The organism is Thalassobacter sp., assembly GCF_982993085.1.
The window spans coordinates 40,237-63,347 of the sequence record NZ_CEZFMW010000005.1 but is presented as its reverse complement, the minus strand read 5'-3'; the positions used below and the strand labels follow the sequence as shown (position 1 = coordinate 63,347).

General features: G+C 57.3%; 23 protein-coding genes. 9 read left to right on the top strand and 14 right to left on the bottom strand.

Translation table 11 applies throughout. From position 1 onward, the window contains the following. Positions 1 to 32: 32 nt before the first annotated feature. Positions 33 to 254 carry a 50S ribosomal protein L31 gene (gene rpmE / locus AC4GMC_RS01935; RefSeq protein WP_487876462.1) on the top strand — a complete coding sequence of 74 codons (222 nt, stop codon included), beginning with the start codon at positions 33 to 35 and terminating at the stop codon, positions 252 to 254. Positions 255 to 317: 63 nt separating this feature from the next. Here rpmE and AC4GMC_RS01930 read toward each other — a convergent pair whose 3' ends face one another. Further along, entirely contained in the window at positions 318 to 1,646 is a 1,329-nt protein-coding gene (locus AC4GMC_RS01930) for an MmgE/PrpD family protein (protein WP_487876463.1), read from the bottom strand. Between the two features lie 166 nt (positions 1,647 to 1,812). On the opposite strand from AC4GMC_RS01930, the gene AC4GMC_RS01925 reads away from it, so the two are divergent. Next, the gene (locus tag AC4GMC_RS01925; protein WP_038004119.1) at positions 1,813 to 2,622 is read left to right on the top strand and encodes a division plane positioning ATPase MipZ; all 810 of its coding nucleotides are present in this window, start codon (positions 1,813 to 1,815) and stop codon (positions 2,620 to 2,622) included. Here the strand turns inward: AC4GMC_RS01925 and AC4GMC_RS01920 are convergent. The 9 genes from AC4GMC_RS01920 to AC4GMC_RS01880 form a co-directional block, all read right to left on the bottom strand. Continuing rightward, positions 2,619 to 3,200, bottom strand: a complete 582-nt coding sequence (locus AC4GMC_RS01920; protein ID WP_487876464.1) for an FMN-dependent NADH-azoreductase — start codon at positions 3,198 to 3,200, stop codon at positions 2,619 to 2,621. The genes AC4GMC_RS01925 and AC4GMC_RS01920 overlap by 4 nt on opposite strands. A 103-nt stretch (positions 3,201 to 3,303) precedes the next feature. Further along, positions 3,304 to 4,314, bottom strand: a complete 1,011-nt coding sequence (locus tag AC4GMC_RS01915) for a cytochrome d ubiquinol oxidase subunit II (RefSeq protein WP_487876465.1) — start codon at positions 4,312 to 4,314, stop codon at positions 3,304 to 3,306. A 6-nt stretch (positions 4,315 to 4,320) separates the two neighbouring features. Continuing rightward, complete coding sequence (locus AC4GMC_RS01910) at positions 4,321 to 5,730, bottom strand: cytochrome ubiquinol oxidase subunit I (protein WP_487876466.1); 1,410 nt, start codon at positions 5,728 to 5,730, stop codon at positions 4,321 to 4,323. Between the two features lie 4 nt (positions 5,731 to 5,734). Further along, positions 5,735 to 6,280: a GbsR/MarR family transcriptional regulator gene (locus AC4GMC_RS01905; protein WP_233486499.1), complete on the bottom strand. Its 546-nt coding sequence runs from the start codon at positions 6,278 to 6,280 to the stop codon at positions 5,735 to 5,737. A gap of 110 nt (positions 6,281 to 6,390) precedes the next feature. Continuing rightward, positions 6,391 to 7,446 (bottom strand): HesA/MoeB/ThiF family protein, encoded by a 1,056-nt coding sequence (locus AC4GMC_RS01900; RefSeq protein ID WP_487876467.1) that lies wholly within the window; start codon positions 7,444 to 7,446, stop codon positions 6,391 to 6,393. A 1-nt stretch (position 7,447) separates the two neighbouring features. Further along, positions 7,448 to 7,915 carry a dUTP diphosphatase gene (gene dut, locus AC4GMC_RS01895; protein WP_487876468.1) on the bottom strand — a complete coding sequence of 156 codons (468 nt, stop codon included), beginning with the start codon at positions 7,913 to 7,915 and terminating at the stop codon, positions 7,448 to 7,450. Further along, entirely contained in the window at positions 7,912 to 9,108 is a 1,197-nt protein-coding gene (gene coaBC / locus AC4GMC_RS01890) for a bifunctional phosphopantothenoylcysteine decarboxylase/phosphopantothenate--cysteine ligase CoaBC (RefSeq protein ID WP_487876469.1), read from the bottom strand. The genes dut and coaBC overlap by 4 nt, the downstream gene beginning before the upstream one ends. Positions 9,109 to 9,174: 66 nt before the next feature. After that, on the bottom strand, positions 9,175 to 9,993 hold the full coding sequence (locus AC4GMC_RS01885; protein WP_487876470.1) for a ChaN family lipoprotein: 819 nt from the start codon (positions 9,991 to 9,993) through the stop codon (positions 9,175 to 9,177). Next, the gene (locus AC4GMC_RS01880) at positions 9,990 to 10,868 is read right to left on the bottom strand and encodes an RNA polymerase factor sigma-32 (protein ID WP_487876471.1); all 879 of its coding nucleotides are present in this window, start codon (positions 10,866 to 10,868) and stop codon (positions 9,990 to 9,992) included. The genes AC4GMC_RS01885 and AC4GMC_RS01880 overlap by 4 nt, the downstream gene beginning before the upstream one ends. 82 nt (positions 10,869 to 10,950) lie before the next feature. Between AC4GMC_RS01880 and cobU the strand changes: the two genes are divergently transcribed. From cobU to AC4GMC_RS01860, 4 genes are read left to right on the top strand one after another with little or no spacing between them, the layout of a single operon-like run. Then, positions 10,951 to 11,493 (top strand): bifunctional adenosylcobinamide kinase/adenosylcobinamide-phosphate guanylyltransferase, encoded by a 543-nt coding sequence (gene cobU, locus AC4GMC_RS01875; RefSeq protein WP_487876472.1) that lies wholly within the window; start codon positions 10,951 to 10,953, stop codon positions 11,491 to 11,493. Next, entirely contained in the window at positions 11,490 to 12,050 is a 561-nt protein-coding gene (locus tag AC4GMC_RS01870) for a histidine phosphatase family protein (RefSeq protein WP_487876473.1), read from the top strand. The genes cobU and AC4GMC_RS01870 overlap by 4 nt, the downstream gene beginning before the upstream one ends. Positions 12,051 to 12,109: 59 nt before the next feature. Beyond that, complete coding sequence (locus tag AC4GMC_RS01865) at positions 12,110 to 12,979, top strand: glutathione S-transferase (RefSeq protein WP_487876474.1); 870 nt, start codon at positions 12,110 to 12,112, stop codon at positions 12,977 to 12,979. Between the two features lie 46 nt (positions 12,980 to 13,025). Beyond that, a complete protein-coding gene (locus AC4GMC_RS01860; protein WP_487876475.1) occupies positions 13,026 to 14,540 on the top strand; it encodes a YifB family Mg chelatase-like AAA ATPase in 1,515 nt (504 codons plus the stop codon). On the opposite strand, the gene gshB is transcribed toward AC4GMC_RS01860, so the two are convergent. The 3 genes from gshB to rsmI form a co-directional block, all read right to left on the bottom strand. After that, on the bottom strand, positions 14,537 to 15,475 hold the full coding sequence (gene gshB, locus AC4GMC_RS01855; protein WP_487876482.1) for a glutathione synthase: 939 nt from the start codon (positions 15,473 to 15,475) through the stop codon (positions 14,537 to 14,539). The two genes, AC4GMC_RS01860 and gshB, sit on opposite strands and share 4 nt — an antisense overlap. Positions 15,476 to 15,554: 79 nt before the next feature. Beyond that, positions 15,555 to 15,908, bottom strand: coding sequence for a YraN family protein (locus AC4GMC_RS01850; RefSeq protein WP_487876476.1), 354 nt, complete (start codon positions 15,906 to 15,908; stop codon positions 15,555 to 15,557). Further along, entirely contained in the window at positions 15,905 to 16,771 is an 867-nt protein-coding gene (gene rsmI / locus AC4GMC_RS01845; protein ID WP_487876477.1) for a 16S rRNA (cytidine(1402)-2'-O)-methyltransferase, read from the bottom strand. The genes AC4GMC_RS01850 and rsmI overlap by 4 nt, the downstream gene beginning before the upstream one ends. A gap of 107 nt (positions 16,772 to 16,878) precedes the next feature. Here rsmI and AC4GMC_RS01840 point away from each other — a divergent pair, with 107 nt between their 5' ends. From AC4GMC_RS01840 to murJ, 3 genes are read left to right on the top strand one after another with little or no spacing between them, the layout of a single operon-like run. Further along, positions 16,879 to 18,042, top strand: a complete 1,164-nt coding sequence (locus AC4GMC_RS01840; protein WP_487876478.1) for a penicillin-binding protein activator — start codon at positions 16,879 to 16,881, stop codon at positions 18,040 to 18,042. A gap of 55 nt (positions 18,043 to 18,097) precedes the next feature. Then, entirely contained in the window at positions 18,098 to 20,839 is a 2,742-nt protein-coding gene (locus AC4GMC_RS01835; protein ID WP_487876483.1) for a [protein-PII] uridylyltransferase, read from the top strand. Between the two features lie 3 nt (positions 20,840 to 20,842). Then, the gene (gene murJ, locus AC4GMC_RS01830) at positions 20,843 to 22,378 is read left to right on the top strand and encodes a murein biosynthesis integral membrane protein MurJ (RefSeq protein ID WP_487876479.1); all 1,536 of its coding nucleotides are present in this window, start codon (positions 20,843 to 20,845) and stop codon (positions 22,376 to 22,378) included. Here murJ and AC4GMC_RS01825 read toward each other — a convergent pair. Further along, on the bottom strand, positions 22,375 to 23,058 hold the full coding sequence (locus AC4GMC_RS01825; protein ID WP_487878926.1) for a rhomboid family intramembrane serine protease: 684 nt from the start codon (positions 23,056 to 23,058) through the stop codon (positions 22,375 to 22,377). The genes murJ and AC4GMC_RS01825 overlap by 4 nt on opposite strands. Positions 23,059 to 23,111 lie beyond the last annotated feature (53 nt).

Below are 23,111 nucleotides of genomic sequence, written 5' to 3'. Positions count from 1 at the left end.
GCGCATCCGCAGACGCGTAAGGAGCTTTTGTCATGAAAAAAGAGATCCACCCCGATTATCACACGATCAACGTCAAAATGACGGATGGCACCGTGGTCGAAATGAAATCCACTTGGGGCGCAGAAGGCGATCAACTGTCGCTCGACATCGACCCCTCCGTGCACCCTGCATGGACAGGCGGCAACTCGCGCCTGATGGACACCGGTGGCCGCGTGTCCAAGTTCAAAAACAAGTACGCAGGTCTGGGCTTCTAAGACGCCTGATCTTCGGATTAACGAAACGCCGCTCCTTTTTGGGGCGGCGTTTTGCGTTGGAGCCTAGGGTGCGGGCAGGATTGCGGCCCGCAAGGCGCTTAGCCCACCACCTTTGCCCAAACCGTCCACCGCCGCTTCGATTGCGCGGGCTCGGTCTGCACCTAGGACAGGTGTGGCATAGGCGTGGAATTTCGCCATCACATCTACATTACTAACGGGGTGTTCCGGATCTCCCGGAGCCTCTGTGTCCGCTGAGGTCAAGCGTTGGCCATCCTTTAACACGACCGTCACCCGCGCGATCCGGCGTTCAGGGAAGGCTGCGGTAAAGCCCGCGTCTTCGTTGATCAGCATGCATTGCGCGATCCGCGTGATTTCCGGATCATTTAGTGCAGCATCGGCCACATCTGCTGGGTCCACCCGGCCCCGCACAAGTGCAACGGCGGTAGGAAAGGCCGTTGAATACTGCGCCTCCTCGGTGGTTTTGGGCTCCCGCGTCGCCAGCCGCTTTGAATGATGGAACGTCTCAATCTGGATGTGATCCACCGCCTCAGATTGAAGCCCATGCGCCCGGCGCAAATCCAAAACTGCCTGCACTGGCGGCTGCGCCCAACGACATACAGGAAAATGTTTGAAATACTGCTCCGCGATGCACCAGCGTTGACCCAAGCTCTCCCACAGATCACGCACATCCGCGCCTTCTACTGTGATGGCAGGTGCGCCAGTAAACCCGTCAGCCGCCAAATAGGCCGCCGAAACCCCGGACATAGCGCCCCAACCTGACCCATCCTTGAGCATGGTCGGATGATCAATCACCCGCATCATCTGACTGCGCGGCCCATGGTATTCGGCAATCCCGATGGCGTGGCGTGTCTGATCCCCCGTCAGTCCCATCACACGCGCGCCCAGCCCCGCCGCGCCCAATGCAACCCATGCCCCCGAGGTATGATAATCGCAAGTCGTCCGGTGCAGCGCGATGCCTGCGCGGGTCGCCAGTTCATACCCTAGAATGAAGGCCGCAAGGAACTCTTGGTCATCGTCCATCCCTTCTGCCTGGCAGAGGGCCGCTAGGGCGGGCAAAACCCCGCACCCGGTATGGCCTTTGGTCAGCTTGTGCCCATCATGGGCGTCCACTGCATCAATCGTGCAGCCCCCTGCCAAGGCCACCCCGGGCGGGCTCGCGGCGCGACCATCAAACAGCATCCTCGCCGACCTAGCCCCCGACCCGAAATGCGCCGAGGCATGACCATGGATTACCCGAGACAATTCGGTTTGGGTACCTGCCGTGGCAACCCCCAACAGGTCCAACAGCCACTGCCGCCCAAGCGCCTGCATTTGGGGTGGAATGTCACTCAGCTTGGTCTCATGCAGAAACTCAGTGAAGGCGTTGGCCATGACGTTACCCTCCGGAGACGTGCGATAATCCTATGCTGGCAGCGTCTTTTCGGCATTCCCAGCCCAAAGCCGACAAAAAGCGACGTATTCTGACTGCGCAGCCGCTTCCCCCGCCTGCACTTCCTACCTATAGTGGCTGATAAGCATATCTTGGGGAAACGCCCGCATGGCACACATCATCGTATTCGGTAACGAAAAAGGCGGCTCGGGTAAGTCCACCTCCTGCATGCATATGGCTACGGCTCTTGCGCGGATGGGCAAACGCGTTGGCGCGCTTGATCTGGATTTGCGCCAAAAGAGTTTCACCAGGTACATGGAAAATCGCCTGTCTTATGGTGAGAAAAACGGCGTCACCCTGCCCACGCCCCGCTTTATCGAACTGCCCAAGGTAGATCGCGCGACGTTAAATGAGAATGAGAACCCGTTCGACAAGTCTCTGTCACTTGCAGTGGCTGAACTGGAAAAAGACAGCGATTTTATTGTGATCGATTGTCCCGGCTCGCACACACGGCTGAGCCAAGTCGCCCACTCGCTGGCGGATACGCTGGTCACCCCCCTGAACGATAGTTTTGTGGATTTTGACCTATTGGCCAAAGTCGACCCAGATACCAACAAGATTGAAGGGCCTTCGGTCTATTCCGAAATGGTCTGGCATGCGCGGCAACTGCGCGCCAAAGCTGGGCTAAAGCCAATTGATTGGCTGGTGTTGCGGAACCGTCTCGGCGCCCAGCAGATGCACAACAAACGCAAAGTGGGCGAGGCGCTGGATCAACTTTCCAAGCGTATCGGCTTTCGCGTTGCCCCCGGCTTTACCGAGCGGGTCATTTTCCGTGAGCTGTTTCCCCGCGGCATGACCCTTTTGGACCTGCGCGATATTGGTATCGCCAATATGAACATGTCCAATATTGCCGCCCGGCAGGAAGTGCGGGATCTTGTCCACGCGCTGAACCTGCCGGACGTCACGGCTGATTTTTAGGCTGCGATTTTCTCGACCTGAGCGTTGGCTTGCACGATCTTTTCGTCCCCGCCATTGCCGAGACTATCAGCTTTCACGAACTCTACATCGGTGATCCCGATGAAGCCCATGATATGGCGGATATAGCGACCAGCGAAGTCGATCTCACTATCGACGGGTGTGCCACCCGATGCGATTGCGATGATGGCACGTTTGCCAGTCAACAGACCTTTGGGGCCAGTTTCAGAGTACTCGAACGTCACGCCGGCACGGGCGACCAGGTCGATCCAAGCCTTCATCGCGGCGGTTACGGAAAAATTGTAAATCGGCGTCCCGATGACAATCACATCAGCGGCCTGAAGCTCTGCGACCATCGCGTCTGACGTGGCCAGAACGGCCTTTTGCTCATCGGTGCGGTCGGCTGCTGGAGTAAAGTTCGCGCCAATCCATGCCCCATCGATCAGCGGCACACCATCGGCCAAATCACGACGCAAGATGGTCGCGCCCTCAAAGCGAGAGGTGATTTTTTGCGACAACGCGCGGCTAACGGAACCTTCGGCGCGGATAGAGCTATCGATATGCAGAACAGTCTGGGTCATGGGGATGCCTTTAGTGAGTTGGTTTGCTTTCACTCCATTTGGCATGTTTGAAATCAAACGCAACTATTCACATTATATACCCCATGTGCATTATTGCGCGGACTCAATCATATCGCAGTTCAGTCGCTTTGCCGCGAAAAATCACATAAGCCATCACCGTGTAGGCAAGGATCGTGGGCACCACGACGCAAGCCCCGATAAGGATGATCATCAGAGATTCTGGCGCAGACGCCGCCTCATAGATCGTGATCTGTTCGGGCACCACGTAGGGATAAAAACTGTAAGCCAAGCCGATAAAAGCCAGCACGAACAAGGCACAGGAGGTCACAAACGGCACCCACGACCAATGGTCATTGTCAGCCGGCAAACGACGCAACGAGAACCACAACACCCCCACCAATGCCGCTGACATCAGCGGCAACAGTGCAAGATAGAATGCCTCTGGAAAGCTGAACCACTTATCGAAAATCCGAGGCGATACCGCCGGTGATGCCAGCGAGATCGCACCAAACCCAAGCACGAGCCCCCAGACGCCACCCTTGGCCCAAGCGACTGCTTTGCGCTGCAACGCACCCTCGGTTTTTAGGATCAACCAAGCCGCTCCTATGAAACTGTAGCCGACCGTCAGGAACACCGCCGTTACGAGGGCGAATGCCACGGTTAACCACGTTTGCTGCAACCCCATGATATAGATGCCCAGCATGTAGCCTTGCGCCAGCGAGGTCATGGTCGAGCCGATCCAGAAAAAGCGGTTCCACATGTCCTTTCGCTTGGCCCGTGCCTTGGCCCGAAACTCAAAGGCGACGCCGCGCAGGATTAACCCCACTAGCATGACGAAAACTGGCAAATATAGCGCTGTCAGGATCGCTCCGTGCGCCGATGGAAAAGCCACAAGCAAAAGCCCGACAGCCAGAACGAGCCATGTCTCATTTGCATCCCAAAACGGGCCAATAGACGCGATCATGCGGTCTTTTTCTGCGTCCTCTGCAAGGGGAAACAAAATACCAACGCCCAGATCGAAGCCATCCAGCACCACATAAATCAGGATCGAAAGCCCCATTAGTCCTGCAAAAACGAGCGGCAACCAAACGGACGGATCATCAAAAATGGACATGTTGGGTTACTCCGCCGGGGTCAAAATTTTGACCTGCGCCTCGCCAGAGCCACGCACCGCCATACGGATGCTATCGCCCTTCGTGGCCTTGGTCGCGAGATAGAAAATGACGCTGATATAAGCGGTTAACAATGCCGCATAGATCGCAAGATAGGCGATTAACGTGCCTAGAACCATCGGCGCAGGTACGTCAGCCACCGCTTCGGCCGTGCTCATCACACCTTGGACCAGCCATGGTTGACGGCCAATTTCAGTCGTGTACCAGCCCGCCAGCGTTGCCACCCACCCCGAGAAAGCAAAAGGCACCATAAACAGCAGGATCGGCGTTGGAATGCAGCCAACCTGAAATCGTCGGCCCAGATCATCACGACGCGCCATTAGGGCCAGTGTTCCCCAGCTCAGCAGCATCATCGCCATACCTGTGCCGACCATGACGCGGAACGACCAAAACACTTTGCTCACTGGGGGGTGCAAAATCGTGCCGTCCTCCGCCACGAAATCGTTCAGACCGGGTACGACACCATCGGCCTTATGGGTCAGGATGATCGACGCAAGATTTGGGATCTCAATCGCGAAATCATTGGTGCGCGTGTCCTCATTTGGAAGGCCAAACACAACCAGCGGCACGTTGGATCGCGTGTCCCAGTTCCCTTCCATCGCGGCAACCTTAGCAGGCTGATGTTCCAGCGTGTTCAGCCCGTGAAAATCCCCCGCCAAGATTTGGACCGGAATAAGCAGCGCACCAAAGACCAGCCCCGTACGCAGCGTCGCAGCGACGCTGCGCGACCGATCACCCAAAAGGCAGCGGAACGCGCTGATGCCCGCGATCAAGAAAGACACGGTTAGCCCCGATGCGAGTAACATGTGCACGAACCGGTAGGGCATAGAGGGGTTGAAAATGATTGCCCACCAATCGGTTGCATGGGCTACGCCGTCAATCATTTCAAATCCTTGGGGCGTATGCATCCAAGAGTTCAACACGATAATCCAGAACGTAGAGACTGTCGTCCCAAAGGCCACAAGGAAGGTTGCAGTCGTATGCAGCCAAACCGGCACGCGGGACGCCCCGAAGAGCATGATGCCGATAAAAACCGCCTCCAAGAAGAACGCTGTCATGATCTCATACGCGAGGAGCGGCCCCGCGATATTGCCGACTTTTTCCATAAATCCGGGCCAGTTTGTCCCGAATTGGAACGACATTGTGATGCCCGACACGACCCCCATGGCAAAGCTGAGGGCAAAGATTTTCACCCAGAACCGATAAGCTTCCATCCACTTTTCATCACCGGTCCATTGGAACCGCAGTTTGAAAAACAATAGCATCCAGCCCATTGCGATAGTGATCGTGGGGAAAAGGATGTGAAACGAAATATTCGCGCCGAATTGGATGCGCGACAGGAGGAGAGTATCCATCATGTGTCTAGCCTTTGGTGCGGGTAAAGGGGTTTAGACGGCTGGTTTTTTCGACCAAGCCGCCCAACTTGGCGCCAAGCGTCATCAGTTGGACCAAGCGTTCAGTCTCAAGCCGATTCATGTCTTCGTAGAAGGTGGACATCATCTCGATCAGCTCACGCAGCTCGGCGATGCGGGCCTCCGCATAGGGATCGCCCTGCGCGCCCTGCATTTCCAGCTCACGCAGCTTGGTCAGCGTCGGATCGATTTCGCGTTTTTTTCGTTCCGCGACAAGGGTGCGGACAATCTCCCATAAATCGTCGGGGGTAGTGAAATAATCCCTTCGATCGTCGGGCAGGTGGCGCAATCGCACAAGATTCCATGCCTGTAATTCCTTCAAACCCATGGAGGTATTCGAGCGGCTGATGCCCAGTGCAGTCGTGATTTCCTCAGCGTTCAAGGGCGTCTTCGATAGAAACAACACTGCGTAGATTTGGCCAACGGTACGGTTGATACCCCAACGACTGCCCATCTCACCGAAATGGAGAACGAACTCTTGAAGAAGGGGCGCCATTTTCATCTATTTTCCCATCACACATTAATTTCAGAAATTTCAGAAATAGCAGATAGGTCAAATTCACCCCAAGCATAGAGGGAATGACAGGATGTCGCAGATGTGATCGTTCAGATGTTGCCGCAGCACGCGCAATCTGCGCGGCGCTTAATGCTTATACTGCGTGTTTCGGCATAAAGACCGTCATAAATCAGCATCTTACCACGTAGCGTTTCACCGGCACCCGTGATCTCCTTGATCGCCTCTAGGGCCATCATTGACCCGACAACCCCCGGCAATGCCCCAATCACCCCGGCCTCGGCACAGGATGGAGCCTGCCCCGCGGCAGGCGGTTGCGGAAAGATGCACGCAAGACATGGGGCGCCACCGGCGGGGTCATAGACGGTCACTTGCCCCTCCCACTGTGAAATTGCCCCAGCAACCAGTGGCGTGCCCGTGGCCACCGCCGCTGCATTCACCATTTGCCGCGTCGTAAAACTGTCCGATCCATCAAGGACCAAATCATATTCGGCGAACAAGTCTTCGGCGATGTCGGCAGTCAGCCGACGCTGATAGGGACGCACATTAACATGCGGGTTGAGGGCCTTCATCGCCGTCTCGGCTGAGAACACCTTGGGCATATCAGAGCGGTCATCGGTATGAATAATCTGCCGCTGAAGGTTCGAAAGCGAGACGATGTCATCATCGATCACACCTATCGTGCCCACGCCAGCACCGGCTAGATACATAAGCGCAGGCGCGCCCAGACCACCGGCCCCAACCACCAGAACTTTGGCACCGCGCAGACGCATCTGACCCGGGCCGCCCACTTCGCGCATAACAATGTGGCGGGCGTAACGCTCCAACTCGACCTCGGACATGCCCGCCGATTGAGAGGGAGCTTGCTCTTGTGCGATACTTTTTTGGGTCTGATCAGCACGGGCCCGCAGTTTGCCAAGCGCGCCGCGGTAAAGCCAGATCACACCGACAAGCCCGCCAAAGATCAACCACATCGATGCACTGCCACCCGTGGCCTCACGCAAGGGAGCGCCGGCAGGCATCGCCAATTGCAGGCCAAGAACGGCGATATACAAAAGCCCGAGCATCAGCCAACGCGCCTGCATTGGCAGCCGCAGAATGTGCCCAATGCTCCATATCAGAGCCGCAACACCAAAAACCAAAATCATATCAGCGGATCCCCGTTGAGCCAAAACCACCCACGCCACGCGCGCTATCATCTAAGCCGTCAACTTGAACGAACTCAGCACGATGCACGGGAGCAATCACCGCCTGGGCGATCCGATCACCATGCGCGATGGAAACAGCCTCATCCCCAAGATTAATCATCAAAACACCCACGTCGCCGCGATAATCGCTGTCGATTGTGCCAGGCGTGTTGATCAGCGTCAGTCCCTGCTTGAAGGCTAGGCCAGAGCGTGGGCGTAGTTGCAACTCATACCCTTCAGGGATCGCAATGCGCAGACCTGTCGGCACGATAGCGCGGCTCATGGGCGCCAAAATTTGCCCCTGTTCACGACGCTCAGCCGGTAAGTTCGCGCGCACGTCCGCACCTGCCGCACCTGACGTGGCATAGTCCGGCAAATCAACAGACGGATCCGCCCAGTCCGCGCGCATCACCGCGATCCGAACGTTCATGCCAAGGCCTTTGCAATACGGTCCGCCAACTTGTGCGCCGTCTCTGATTTGCTCATGCGGGGCCATGCCTCCGTTCCAGCTTCGGTCACTAAGGTGACCGCATTTTCAGTGCCACCCATAATCCCGGTTTCTGGAGAAACATCATTGGCCACGATCCAGTCGCAGCCCTTACGGACCCGCTTCGCAGTTGCGTTTGCAAGAACATCATCCGTCTCAGCAGCGAAACCAATGACCAGTTTGGGCCGTTTGTCACCCCATCCGGACACTGTTTTCAAAATGTCTGGATTTTCCGAAAACGCTAAGGCCGGCGCCTTGCCGCTCCCGTCTTTCTTCATCTTGTGGGCTGAACTGTTGTCGACACGCCAGTCTGCAACAGCTGCGGCAAAGACGGCGGCATCAACAGCAGGCGCAGCCTCGACCGCGTGAAGCATTTGATCTGCCGTTTCAACCTGCACAACCTGTACCCCGTGCGGTGGCGGCACGGTGGCCGGACCTGTCACAAAGACAACCTCGGCCCCCAAATCCTGCAGCGCGCCTGCAATCGCTGCACCCTGTGCTCCAGATGACCGGTTGGCGATATAACGAACTGGATCAATGGGTTCATGGGTCGAACCGGAGGTCACGAGCACTCTGCGCCCAGCCAGCGGCCCCGCAGTGAAGGACCTTTGAATAGCGGCTATGATCTCAGGGACTTCGGCCATCCGACCCGGGCCAAACTCGCCACAAGCCATAGTACCATGGTCCGGCCCCACAAAGCTGATCCCATCGCCCGTCAACGTCGCAACATTGCGCTGCGTGGCGGGATGTTCCCACATTTTCACATTCATCGCTGGCGCAATCAGCACGGGCTTATCCGTCGCGAGCAAAAGCGTGGATGCCAGATCATTCGCCAAACCCTGAGCCATCTTAGCCATCAGATCTGCCGTAGCGGGTGCAACCACGACCAAGTCGGCGGCGCGGCTCAACTCGATATGCCCCATCTCAGCTTCATCCGTGAGGTCGAACAGGTCGCGGTACACTTTGTTCGCCGCCAATGCGGACACGGACAAGGGCGTTACAAACTCTTCCCCCGCGCGGGTTAGAACCGGGATAACCTTAGCCCCCTGCTCACGGGCACGGCGGATCAAATCTAACGACTTGAACGCTGCAATGCCGCCACCAATGATAAGGAGGATTTTCTTGTTTTGAAGCATGATGGCTGGCGTTCCACGGCAGTTAGGTTGGCTGGACGTTACGGTGCGCCGCGCAGAGGGGCAAGATCAGCGAAAGGCCAGACACGGATCGGGACGCTCTGCCGCGCTTGAAACGAGTGTGATGTCGAATGGCGCGTCCAGCGCAGGGTCATCCTCAAATTGGCCAAGCGCCCGCACTGTTACCTCGGGCGCCGCGGCCGCAAGGTAGACCGGCATCCCCCAGTCTTTGCGCGCGTGGCCATTCCCCGTAATGACGACTACGGGGCCGCCCGTTTCAGCCAATGCTATAAGCGTCACACGTGAAAAATGTGCATCACGCAAGCGCTGTGCCGCGACAATGCCGGGCAACATGTTTGCTGGTAACGCATCACAATGCGCCGACATTTGCATCGCTTCGCGTGCCTCTTGTTCAGATTGCTCTAACGGCCGATCCAATCCGAAGATATCGGCGCCCTCACCGAAAAGGGCCGCTATATCGCCAGAAACTGCGGCACGAACTTGGGCACGAGGCAGGGCAGCGCCATAAATTGCGGCACCATCCGCCGCAAGGAATACCGGGTGATACATCGTGTAGTCCGGCCAGCCAGAATCGTCCCATTCCAACAACTCGGCCACGTTCTCTGCCTGCTTTGGCACGCCCCCCGCCAGTGCCTTGGCCTGATCTGGCGTCAACATTTCGAAAACAACAGCCGCCGGGGACAGGGACGCAATCGCCTCTGCCTGCCGCAAGTGATGTTCAGGGTTGTCGTGAATTTCGCCTAAAAGAACGACATCAGCACCTGCCAGACGCGCGATCCAATCCTCTTGGGCGACGGCAGACGTAGATAGGGTCGCGCTTGCAAATGCCAACGCGACCCCAGCAAGCAGCTGATTGCTATTAATCATACGAAAAAGGCTCGAACCTCTTTGGACTGGCCTTCGAGGCTTTTGCGCATTTTGGTAAAGGCAGCGGCCTCCAATTGGCGCACACGCTCCTTGCTGAGTTTCAGCTCTTGGCCAAGACTTTCGAGCGTCCGAGGTGCGTCGCGCAGCTTTCGCTCTCGGACGATAAACCGTTCACGTTCATTAAGGGCGTTTAGGGCACACAACAGCCATTCGCGCAGCGTGTCCGTGTCATGGCGATGCTCTACGGTTTCGGCAGCCTGCGCACCATCATCCTCAAGCGCATCAATCCATTCGCGCCCCTCATCCTCAGATGATTGGGTTGCATTCAAAGAGAAATCTGAGCCGGACAGGCGACCTTCCATCATCTCAACATCGTGCAATGGCACGCCCACTTCTGTCGCGATCATCTGGCGCAATTGGTGCCGATCTAGGTTTTCACCTGCAGCTTGTGCTTCACGCTCGAGCCGAGCTTGCACGCGGCGCATGTTGAAAAAGAGCGACTTTTGCGAGGATGTCGAACCAGTCCGCACCATCGACCAATTCCGCATCACGTAATCTTGGATCGACGCTTTGATCCACCAAACGGCATACGTCGAAAAGCGTACTCCACGGTCGGGGTCAAACTTATCAGCGGCTTTCATGAGGCCCAAACCGGCCTCTTGAATGAGGTCGTTCATGGGTGCGCCATAACGGCGAAATTTCGATGCCATTGAGATCGCCAGCCGCATGTATGCTGTGATCAGTCTGTGCAAGGCCGCCTCGTCTCGCTGGTCGCGCCACGCATAGGCGAGTTGCAATTCCGTTTCGGCGTCCAGCAACTCTGCCTTCATCGCACGACGGGATAATGTTGTATCGCTGTTGAAATCCAAGGCCATGATTGCCCCCTGAAGACTGTTGGTTTGGTTTTACAAGTGATACGGGGGGCGACAGATGTTGGATCACCGGGGGTCATAATTAATGTTGATTTTACCAAAGCTCACCCTAGTGACCGGTGGGGCTGCATCTGGAAAAAGCCATTATGCAGAGCGCCTTATAGCCTCTTCCGGCCTACCGAAAAAATATTTCGCAACGTCACAGATTTGGGATGACGAAATGGCGGAAAAGGTCCGCGCGCACCGTACAAGTCGTGCCGACGACGGCTGGGACACGGTCGAAACTGGAACCGATTTGACGGCCGCGATCAACACAGTGTCCCCCGGGGAGGCCGTCCTAATCGACTGCGCCACAATGTGGTTAACCGCCATTATGATGGCCGACGGCGACACTGCTAAAGAAGTGCCACGGGTGTTAAAAGCCTTGAGCCAATCGCCCGCGCCCTTTGTCATCGTCACCAATGAGGTGGGACAAGGGATTGTGCCAGACACCTCCATGGGCCGCGCGTTTCGCAATATCCAAGGACGGTTCAACCAAGCAGCCGCTCGGCAAGCCGACAGCGTGATTGCAGTGATGTCTGGGCTGCCCTTTGCCCTCAAAGGGACACTGCCAGAGGTGCCGCAATGACCCGTTTTTGGTGGGTTCGTCATGGCCCAACCCATGCAAAAACGATGGTAGGCTGGACCGATTTACCAGCCGATCTGTCAAACACAGACCAGATCGCCCGCGTCAGCGCCGCATTGCCTGATGCGCCAATCGTTAGCAGCGATTTGCTCCGTACGCGGACCACAGCAGACGCCATACAGGGCACGCGATCCCGGCTTCCGCATGAAAAACGCTTTCGCGAATTCCATTACGGAGAGTGGGAAAACCAAACGTTTGACGCAATCGACAGCCCCGAGTGCCGTTCCTTTTTTGACGCGCCCGGTGCGCAAAAAGCACCCGGTGGCGAGAGCTGGAATGACGTCACCGAAAGAGTAAATGCGGGCTGCGATATGTTAACGGGCGCCTATTCCGACATCATCATTGTTGCCCATATGGGGGTGATCCTCACGCAGTGGGCGCGCGCGCTACAGATCACACCCTATACTGCCCTCGGACAAGTGATTGAGCCGCTATCAATCACAAGGATCACGTGGAACGGGAGCGGGTTTGAGGGTGATTTCGCCAATCACCATCCGTGATGAGGACGCCGCAAAAACATCATTGGCATGCCTGCATTTAACAGGGCTATGCTCAGGTCATGACATATGACCTTTTGATCGGCGACAAATCATATTCAAGCTGGAGCCTACGCGCTTGGCTGTTGTTTGAACGCTTTGACATCCCCGTGAACATTCATACCACTGAGTTCTATCAACCGGGATTTGCGGAGGACCTGAAGCCTTGGTTTCCCGCTGCAACTGTCCCTGCGGTGCGCGCGCCTTCTGGGGCCGTTTGGACCGATTCCCTTGCGATCTTTGAAGGGATCATTGAGGCCCACCCCGATCTGCCCCTACTCCCGCATAATCCAAAGGCCCGAAGCGCGGCGCGGTCGCTTATTGCCGAAATGCACAGTGGTTTCATGGTATTACGCAGTGACTGCCCCATGAACCTGCGGCATGCGTGGCAGGGGTTTTCACCATCAGAAGCCGTTTTGCGTGATATCAATCGCATCAGCATGTTGTGGGATCATGCTCGCAGCCTGAGTGGGAGGGGGCCTTGGTTATTTGGTGACTATGGCGCAGTCGATGCCTTTTACGCACCGATCGCCGCCCGCATCGCGGGATACGGATTGCTGGTTGACCAAGCAACCCAAGCGTATGTGAGTGCGCACTTGCATGACCCTGCCTTCCGCCGCTGGCGCGCCATGGGTGAGGCACGTGATCGGACGCTTAGCGAATACGACAAAGACCTCCCACAGGGACCATGGACTGGGCCAAAAGCACTAGTTGCTCAACCGGTTGCTGCAGGTCCCTCAGAGAATGACAAATGCCCATACTCAGGCGACCCGGTCACTCATTTCCTTAAACTTGATGGGCGGGTCTTTGGCTTCTGCAATAAGGCTTGCCGAGACAAAACCTGCGCCGACCCAGAAGCATGGCCAACATTCATGAAGCTTTACCAATCGTAAACACCTTGCCGCTAATCCTGTCCCAAGATGCCATCGAGGGGGCGCAATGCTCGCAAGTACATACACCGTCGCGTTTGACGGATTGGTCGCTCGGCCAGTTAAGGTAGAGTGCGCGCTCGCGCCTGGACTGCCGTCATTCTCAATCGTCGGGCTTCCCAGCAAAGCCATCAGTGAGGCAAAAGACCGAGTGCGCGCCGCGCTCGCGCATTTGAACGTGGCAATGCCGTCAAAGCGGATCACGATAAACCTATCCCCAGCCGACCTGCCAAAATCTGGTGCGCATTTTGATCTACCGATCGCCGCCGCGATTCTTGCGGCGATTGACATGCTCCCGCAGGATAAAGTCGCGGGCATAATGTCATTGGGAGAGCTATCTCTTTCCGGCAAGCTGATCCCGATCAAGGGCGCGCTACCTGCCGCTGTCACTGCCGGCACCCTTGAAACCGAACTGTTTTGCCCCGAAGAATGCAGCACAGAAGCCGCTTGGGTCGGGGCCACGCGTGTGTTTGGCGTGTCCAGCTTGGCGGCACTGCTCGCGCATTTCACCGGTGCCAAACCTCTCGCACAGGCACATCCAACCCACCTTGCACCAATTCAACATGATCGCGATTTACGCGACATTAGGGGGCAAGCCCGCGCGAAACGTGCGCTCGAAATTGCCGCTGCTGGGCGGCATCATCTGCTCATGGTCGGCAGCCCCGGGTGTGGAAAGTCCATGATCGCGGCACGGCTGCCTTCCATTTTACCAGACCTCACACCGGCTGAGGCACTGGAAACCTCGATGGTCCACTCGATCGCCGGCCTGCTTGGCGAAGGAGGTATTGCCCGAACACGCCCCTTTCGCGACCCACATCACACGGCATCAATGCCCGCACTCGTTGGCGGTGGCAAAGGGGCCGGACCGGGCGAAATTTCGCTCGCGCATAATGGTGTTTTGTTCATGGACGAGTTTCCGGAGTATCAGCGCCAAACGCTCGAGTCCCTGCGCCAACCCCTTGAAAATGGTGAGGTCGTTGTCTCACGCGCGAATGCACATGTCCGCTACCCCTGCCGCTTTCTACTCATCGCTGCGGCAAACCCATGCCGGTGCGGGCACTTTTATGACGCCAATCTTGCATGTGGCCGGGCCCCTATCTGTGGCGCGGACTACATCGAAAAAATCTCAGGGCCGCTGCTAGACCGCTTCGACCTGCGGATCGAAATGCTACAAGTCCCCGCCGATGAGTTGAAACGTGAACCGACCTGCGATAGCTCCGCTCAGGTGGCAGAACGGGTGGCCGCAGCCCGCGCGATCCAAACCGAGCGTTACTCAAGCATCGAAGGCACCCACACAAATTCTGACTGCGAAGGTGAAGTATTGATGGATGTCTGCCGCCCAACACAGGCCGGCCAAGCGATGCTCGACCTCGCAACGGACCGGTTTTCGCTCAGCGCGCGAGGGTACCACCGGGTGTTGCGGGTTTCGCGTACCATCGCTGACCTGGCAGGGGATATTGATATAGACACGCCACACATCGGGGAGGCGCTGTCATACCGATTGGTCGCCGCTCCTAAGGTTTAGCGCGTCAACTTCCGCTCAATCGCATCCCAGATGAGCCCTGCTCCATTGACCCCATCAAATGCTTCAAGCTCCCGCAGACCAGTGGGAGAGGTGACATTAATCTCAGTCAGGTAGTCACCGATCACGTCGATCCCGACAAAAATCTGCCCCGCTTCACGCAGTTTCGGCCCAATTGCGGCGCAAATCTCAAGATCGCGATCCGTCATACCAACTGGCTCGGGGCGCCCCCCAACGTGCATGTTCGATCGTGTCTCGCCCTCTGCCGGGACACGGTTTATCGCGCCAATCGGCTCTCCGTCCACAAGGATGATCCGCTTATCACCTGCGCTCACGGCAGGCAGGAATTTCTGCATGATTAGCGGTTCATTGTTCACGGACGAAAACAATTCGTGCAGCGAATTGAGGTTGCGATCTTCCGGCGTCAGGCGAAACACGCCCGCACCGCCATTTCCATAAAGCGGCTTGAGAATGACGTCACCATGCCGCGCGCGGAAAGCTTTCAACGTCTCCAAATCACGCGTCACCATCGTCGGCGGCGTGAGGTCCGGGAAATCCAGAACCATCAGCTTTTCCGGCCAGTTGCGAACCCACGTCGGATCATTAACAACCAACGCCTCGCCCTTGAGACGGTCCAACACATGCGTCGTCGTGATGTAACCCATGTCGAACGGCGGGTCTTGGCGCAGCCAAACCACATCCATGGATGCAAGGTCGAGTTCAGTTTCCGGCTGCAAAGTGACGTGATCACCCAGCACATTGCGGACTTCCATCGCATGGCCACGCGCAAGGATGCGACCCGTGTCATAGGCCAACGCAGTTGGTGGATAATAGAACAGCTCATGCCCACGCGACTGCGCCTCTAGCGCCAATCGAAAGCTTGAATCTGCACTGATATCGACACCCATTATAGGGTCCATCTGGAATGCTACACGCAGCGTCATGTCCGTCTCCACTTAACCATCTCTATCTAGATGGCGCAGTCAGACGGGCCGCGCAACGCACAAGTACGCACGTCTAAGCGCACAATGCGTTTTCTATAACCTCGATCTGGCCGGACTGATCCACAAGAGCCACATCAAACCGCGACGGCGTAAGATCACCCTTTGGCTGCCCAGAAAGATATTCAGCCGCGGCATGAAAAAGGCGTTGGATCTGCCGGGGGCCTAGACTTTCTGCAGCGCGTGCAAACGCTTTGCTTTTCTTCACTTCAACAAAAACGCAAGTGCCCGCTTTCACAAAAATGAGGTCAATCTCACCTCCAATGCCGCGCCAGCGATGCGACAGAAGAGTATGACCACTGCGAATATATTGAATGGCGACAGATTGTTCCGCGGCCAATCCAGCAAGATAATTGGTAAGACTGCTCATTTATCGCCCAGTTTCAAAGCCATCTGATACGCATCCCGCCGTGGAATCGAGAAATCCTCCGCGATCATCGCAGCCGCTTCTTTGACCTTGAGCGTTTGTAGTGCTTCGCGCAGCGCCGCTTCGATATCCCCTTCAGAGGCTACCTCATCGGCACCTTCACCAATCACGAGGACAATTTCGCCCTTGGGAGGGTGATCAATCACAGAGGTCAAAACGTCAGACATCATACCACGGCGTGTTTCTTCAAATTTCTTAGTGAGTTCGCGACACAAAGCGCATTCGCGATCCCCCAAAACTATCAGACATGCCTTTAATAATTCACTAATCCGCTTTGGGCTTTCATACAAAACCAGCGTCCCCGGAATCGTCTTGAGCCCTTTCAGGAACGTCTCGCGGGCTTTGGCCGAACTGGGCGGAAACCCTGCAAAATAGAAACGATCCGTGGGCAGCCCAGCGACGCACAACGCCGACAAAACCGCCGACGCACCGGGTGCCGCAAACACCGGCACATTCGCATCATGCGCGTCACGCACCAACTGATAGCCCGGATCGGCGACCATTGGCGTGCCGGCCTCTGAGACATAGGCCACGGATTTTCCCTCCTGCAATGCCGCCAACAACCGAGGGCGTGCAGTGGGGCCATTGTGATCGTGATATGCTACAATCTGACGGCCATCGCGCGAAATTCCATGCAATTCCATTAGCTTGCGTGCCGTTCGCGTATCTTCGGCCGCAAGCATGTCTGCCGCACCCAAAATATCTAGCCCGCGCAGCGTGATGTCCCGCGCAGCACCGATTGGCGTGGCAACAAGGTAAAGCCCCGGGGCAAGGCTGGCGCTCAGTGGCGATGTGGCGCGCGTCATGCTCAATTCCCTTCGCATCGTTTACTTGGCTGACTATAGGCTCTAGTTTCGGCAGAAGGTCTATGGGATTTCGATGATTTCCCGCATTAATTCAAAGGGTGGGTCTTATGGTCGGGTGGCTTTTTTCGCGTGTTTCGCGGTGTGCGATGTTGGTTTTGGGTGCGCTGGCCGTTGCGGGATGTCAGGCCAACTTTCCCGGCGGAGGCGCACGCACGGTTTCACCCGACCGCGCGGTTCCGGTTGCCATTCTTCTGCCCTATGGGTCCGCAAATGCGGGTGACAGTGTGGTCGCACAGGCCCTAGAGGACGCCGCCCGCCTTGCGATTGGCGACCTAGCGGGGGTCCGCCTTGATCTGCGGGTGTATGAAACAGCGGGTGACGCGACCATTGGGGCCGCCGCCGCCACGCGCGCCGTGGATGATGGCGCAAAGGTGATCCTTGGGCCGCTTTATGCAGACGTTGCCGCCGCAGTCGGCGTTGCGGTGGCCAATGACAACATCTCGGTCCTGAGTTTCTCGAACAACACATCCGTCGCGGGCGGCAATGTTTATGTCCTTGGAAACACATTTGAAAACACCGCAGACCGTGTGATCAGCTATGCCACAACCCGAGGGCGCAACCGCATAGCGATCCTGCATGCCAACGATACAGCAGGCAACATCGCCAGAGCAGCGGTGCAATCAGCAACAAGCAAATCCGGCGCAACACTTGTGGCCGCGATCCCTTATGAATTGTCGCAGGAAGGCGTGTTCAACGCCGTACCCGTCGTGCGTGACGCCGTCCGAGAGGCTGGCGCCAATTCGGTTTTCTTCACCTCTGCGTATTCCGGCGCGTTGCCAATCTTTGCACAACTTCTGCCAGAAAACGGCATTCAGCCCGGTGAGGTTCAGTTCATGGGCCTTGCCCGTTGGGATGTTCCATCTGAGGCACTTAGTCTTGCAGGGCTCCAGGGTGGATGGTTCGCGCTCCCCGACCAAGGGCTTTCAGCCCAATTTGACAGCCGCTTCCAAGCCGCATTTGCGCGCGCCCCGCACCCCCTTGCAGGCCTTGCATTTGACGGCATTTCGGCGATTGGTGCCGTGGTCCGCGACGCAGGCGAAATCAGCCCCGCGTCATTGACGCAGCCCTCTGGCTTTGCAGGCGTGAACGGGGTATTCCGACTTCGAGCCGATGGCACCAATGAACGTGCCTTAGCCATCGCGCAAATCATTGACGGCCAAGTTCAGGTGATCTCCCCTGCCCCAAGACGTTTCGGAACCCCAGGTTTCTAGGACCTCCACCCCCCGCCGTTTACCGCGGGACCTAAGCACACTTACCCCCAGCGACCTGATCGTTGAGGGCCGTAAGATATTCGACATCGAAATGATGCTCGATAGGCTTGAAGCTGCATTGGCCAACGCCCCTGACAGCAGCGCGATCCGCAAGGCCACCGTTGAGACACTGGGCGATGCGCGCACCCTAGGCCGCGACGCCATTGCCGCCGGGTTTGAGGCCGACCCAAGCCGCGCCCGCCGTGTCACCCATGCCTATAGTTTCCTGACGGATTGCATTGTGGAATGCGTATTCCATGTGGCCACGCGCGTGCTGCACCCAAACCCGCACCCGACCGAAGGGGAACAGATCGCCGTGCTGGCCGTAGGCGGCTATGGGCGCGGCGAAATGGCCCCACATTCTGACGTCGATCTGCTATTTCTCACGCCCTACAAAATGACCCCTTGGGTCGAGAGCGTGATTGAATCCATGCTGTATATGCTGTGGGATTTGAAGCTAAAGGTCGGGCATTCCAGCCGCACAGTAAAGGATTGCCTCCGCCTTGGGCGAGAAGACCTGACCATCCGCACAGCACTTTTGGAACAGCGGCTTATCTGCGGACGCGGCGCGTTAGCCACGGATTTGCGTGACCGGCTCTGGGCTGAGTTGTTTTCTCAGACGATCCCCGAGTTTGTTGAGGGCAAACTCATCGAGCGCAGTGAACGGCACCGCAAACAAGGTGGACAGCGCTATATGCTGGAGCCGAATGTCAAAGAGGCCAAGGGCGGCCTTCGGGACCTGCAAACGCTTTATTGGATCGCAAAGTATCGGTACGGCGTGCGCGATGCCGCGGACCTCGTGGATTTAGGCGTCTTTCGCCCCGAAGAGTTCAGAAGCTTCGAAGCCGCAGAGCGGTTTTTGTGGTCAGTGCGGTGTCACTTGCATCTGGTCACAAACCGCGCCGCTGATCACCTGACGTTCGACATGCAGGTCGAGGTTGCTGCGCGATTGGGCTATACTGACCGAGGCGGGCGGCGCGGTGTTGAACACTTTATGCAGGCCTATTTCCGGCACGCGACCAAGGTTGGTGAGCTGACCCGCATCGTGCTCACAGCACTTGAGGCCGACAACACCAAATCAAAGCCGGGCATCTTTGGATTTTTGCGCGGCAAGCGCCCCAAAAAACTAAAAGCCCCATACGTGCTGCACCAAGAACGCATCAATGTTGAGGACGAGGCCGCGTTTTTGTCGGACCCAATCAACCTATTGCGCGTGTTCGAAGAGGCGCTGCGCACTGGCTTTTTGCTGCACCCCGATACGATGCGGCTGATCTCGGCCAACTTGCACCTGATCGATCAAAAGGTACGTGAGGCCCCCGAGGCCAACAAGTTATTCCTTGGGCTGATGCTGAAACACGGCAATCCCGAACGGTCCCTGCGGCGCATGAATGAGCTAGGCGTTCTGGGGGCATTCCTGCCAGAGTTCGCACCCATCGTCGCGATGATGCAGTTCAATATGTATCACAGCTACACCGTGGATGAGCATACGATTCAGGTAATCTCGAACCTCGCAGAGATTGAGCGTGAGGAACTGCGCGATGACCTGCCCCTGGCCTCATCCATTCTGGAAGAAGGCGTTAATCGCCGGGTCCTTTATGTCGCGATGCTGTTGCATGATATCGGCAAGGGGCGGCCCGAAGATCACTCGGTGCTTGGGGCGCAGATCGCCCGCCAAGTCGCGCCGCGCTTTGGCCTGCGCAAAGAAGAAGTCGAGACCGTGGAATGGCTGGTGCGCTATCACCTGCTGATGTCCGACATGTCCCAAAAACGGGATATTTCCGATCCGCGCACGGTGCGTGATTTTGCCAAAGCAGTCAAAACGCGTAAGCGGTTGGACCTGCTGACTGTGCTCACGGTGTGTGACATTCGCGGCGTGGGTCCGAATGTGTGGAACAACTGGAAGGCGCAGATGTTGCGCGCCCTGCACCGCGCCACGGCCCTTGCGCTCGAAAACGGCCTAGAGGACGTGAACCGCGAAACCCGTGAGGCCAAGGCCCGCAAGTTGTTCCGCGACGCCATGCCCAACACATGGACTGAAACACGGCTCCGCGCCGAGATCGGTCGCCACTACGGCACCTATTGGCAAGGCCTGCCCACCGGGGCGCAGGTGCGCTTTGCCCATATGTTACAGGACATCGCCGCCGACGAATTCAAGGTTGAATTGGAACCCGATGAAGAGCGGGATGCGACCCGTGCTCTCTTTGCCAACGAAGACCACCCCGGCGTGTTCACCCGCCTCGCAGGTGCGTTGTCGCTGGTTGGGGCCAACATTATCGACGCGCGGACGTTTACCTCAAAGGATGGCTACGCAACGTCGGTGTTCTGGCTGCAGGACGGTGACGGTCACCCCTACGAGGCGAGCCGCCTACCGCGTCTGCGCGGTATGATCGAAAAAACCCTACGCGGTGAGGTCATCACCTCTGACGCGCTGCAAGGTCGTGAGATCAAGAAACGCGAGCGCCCCTTTGCGGTACCCACGTCGATCACCTTCGATAACGAAGGGTCAGAGATCTACACGATCGTTGAGGTTGATACCCGTGACCGCCCCGGTCTGCTGTACGATCTGACCCGCACTCTTGCGGATGCGAACATCTATATCGCCACCGCCACCATCGCGACATACGGCGCGCAGGTCGTGGATGTGTTTTACGTAAAGGACATGTTTGGGCTCAAACTGCACTCCAAGTCCAAACAAGCCGATCTAGAGAAAAAGCTGCGCGCCGCGATTGCACGCGTCAAGGAACGGGCGGGCGCCTAAGATATGCTAAAAGGGTTCCTGACTGTCGGAGGCTGGACAATGGCCAGCCGCGTGCTGGGCTTCATGCGTGATATCTTTATCGCGCGGTTTCTGGGCACAAGCGGCGTGGCCGAGGCGTTCTTGATCGCCTTTTCCCTGCCCAACATGTTCCGCCGGTTTTTCGCCGAAGGCGCTTTCAACATGGCCTTTGTGCCGATGTACGCCAAAAAACTAGAGGGCGGAGAGGAGGCAGATGACTTTGCCCGCGACGCGTTCACGGGGTTGTTCGTCATCCTATCGGTCTTCTCCGTTTTGGGTGTGGTGTTCATGCCGGCACTGGTCTGGGTTATGGCATCGGGCTTTGCGGGGGATGAGCGGTTTTCTCTTGCGGTCATCTACGGACGCATCGCGTTTCCCTACATCCTGATGATCTCACTCGCGGCACTTGTCTCAGGGTTACTGAACGCCAACAGCCGCTTTTTGGCAGCGGCGGCGGCACCTGTTTTGCTCAACCTTGTATTTATTGCAGGCATGTTGGGCGTGGCGGTTTTCTCCACGCCAACACCATTGGCTATTGGCACCGCCCTAGCATGGTGTGTGCCGGTAGGCGGCATGGCCCAATTGGGCCTCGTCTACTGGGCCGCGCGCCGAGCGGGCCACACACTTACGATACGCCGCCCCCGCATGACGCCAGAACTAAAACGACTAGCGATCATCGCCGGTCCAGCGGCATTGGCGGGCGGCGTGATGCAAATCAACCTGCTCGTCGGCCGCCAAGTCGCCAGCTATTTTGAAGGTGCAGTCGCGTGGCTGGCCTATGCCGACCGCTTGTACCAATTGCCGTTGGGTGTTGTGGGTGTCGCAATCGGCGTGGTTCTGCTTCCTGAATTGGCGCGCCGTGTCCGCGCCCAAGATGAGGCTGGCGGCCAAGAGGCATTTTCCCGCGCAGGTGAATTTGCACTCCTGCTGACCATTCCGGCGGCCGTCGCACTTGTGGTTTTGGCCGTGCCTCTTGTGTCCGTCTTGTTCGAACGCGGAGCCTTTAACGCCGACGACACGGCCTTTACCGCGCTCGCGCTGATCGTCTATGGCGCGGGCCTGCCAGCATTTGTCCTGCAAAAGGTCTTTCAGCCCCTGTTCTTCGCCCGCGAAGACACAAAAGCCCCCCTGCGCTACGCGGTTATTTCACTGTTCATCAATGCCGCCGTTGCCATTGGTCTGGCCCCGTTCATTGGGTTTATGGCCGCCGCCCTTGGAACCACGCTTGCGGGATGGGGCATGGTTTGGCTGTTGTGGCGCGGCAGCCGCGATATCGGACAGGCCGCGACATTTGACTCACAATTCAAGGGCCGCATTTGGCGCGTGGTTTTTGCCTCACTCATCATGGGCGCGGTCTTGTGGTTTGCCGAAATCACCCTTGGCCCAGTGTTGGGCATGGGTGGATGGCGATATTTCGGCTTGGCCATTCTGGTCGCGGTGGGCATCGCAACATACGCAGTCGCGGGTCAATTTTGCGGCGCATTCCAGCTTCGTGAACTGCGGGCGGCGTTGCGGCGTTAGCCGCGCAGGCTGTCACGCAAACGGGTCCAGCCGCCCGGAATCAGGAAAAACGACATCCCAAAGCCCGCGACAAAACCCGCAAGATCCGCGACCCAATCGCCAGTTGATCCGAACAGTGCCGCGAATAATAACTGAATACCCAACAAGAAACCGATCAAGGAAAACGCCTTCATCGGTGCCTCACCCAAAACCCGCGCGCGCACCCACAACAGAAAGGTAAACGCGCCAATCAATCCATAAATACCCGGATAGCTGCCGATCAAAGGCGTCAGAAACTCAAACAAATAGCCGTAGACAAACGCTCCAAAGATCGAGGCACCAAAGAACACGGCCAGCAGTCGCCACCCACCGAAAGCGCCCGAAATCGCCTTGCCGATCGCAAGGATGAAAACCACAGAAAACAGCACATGCGTGAAACTAAGGTGGAGGAAAGGGTAGGTCACAAAACGGCGCAGATGTTCGAGAGGGAATTGTCCCGTCGTGATCATCCAATCGAGGATTTCGCCGCTAAAGCCAAAGTCGCTAATGGCGTTGATCCGCCAGCCGATGCCGCCGTCTCCGCCCAGATAACCCGCTTGCGCGAGGGAAAACATCCCCTCTACTCCGCCGATAACCGCCGCCAAGGCGACAACAGTGCGCGGCACATCAAGAAAGGGAGAAGCGTTTGGATCGGCGTTCATGCATATGCGTCCTGTGCAATTATTGGCCCACGCCTAACGCGGAATGCCCCCCA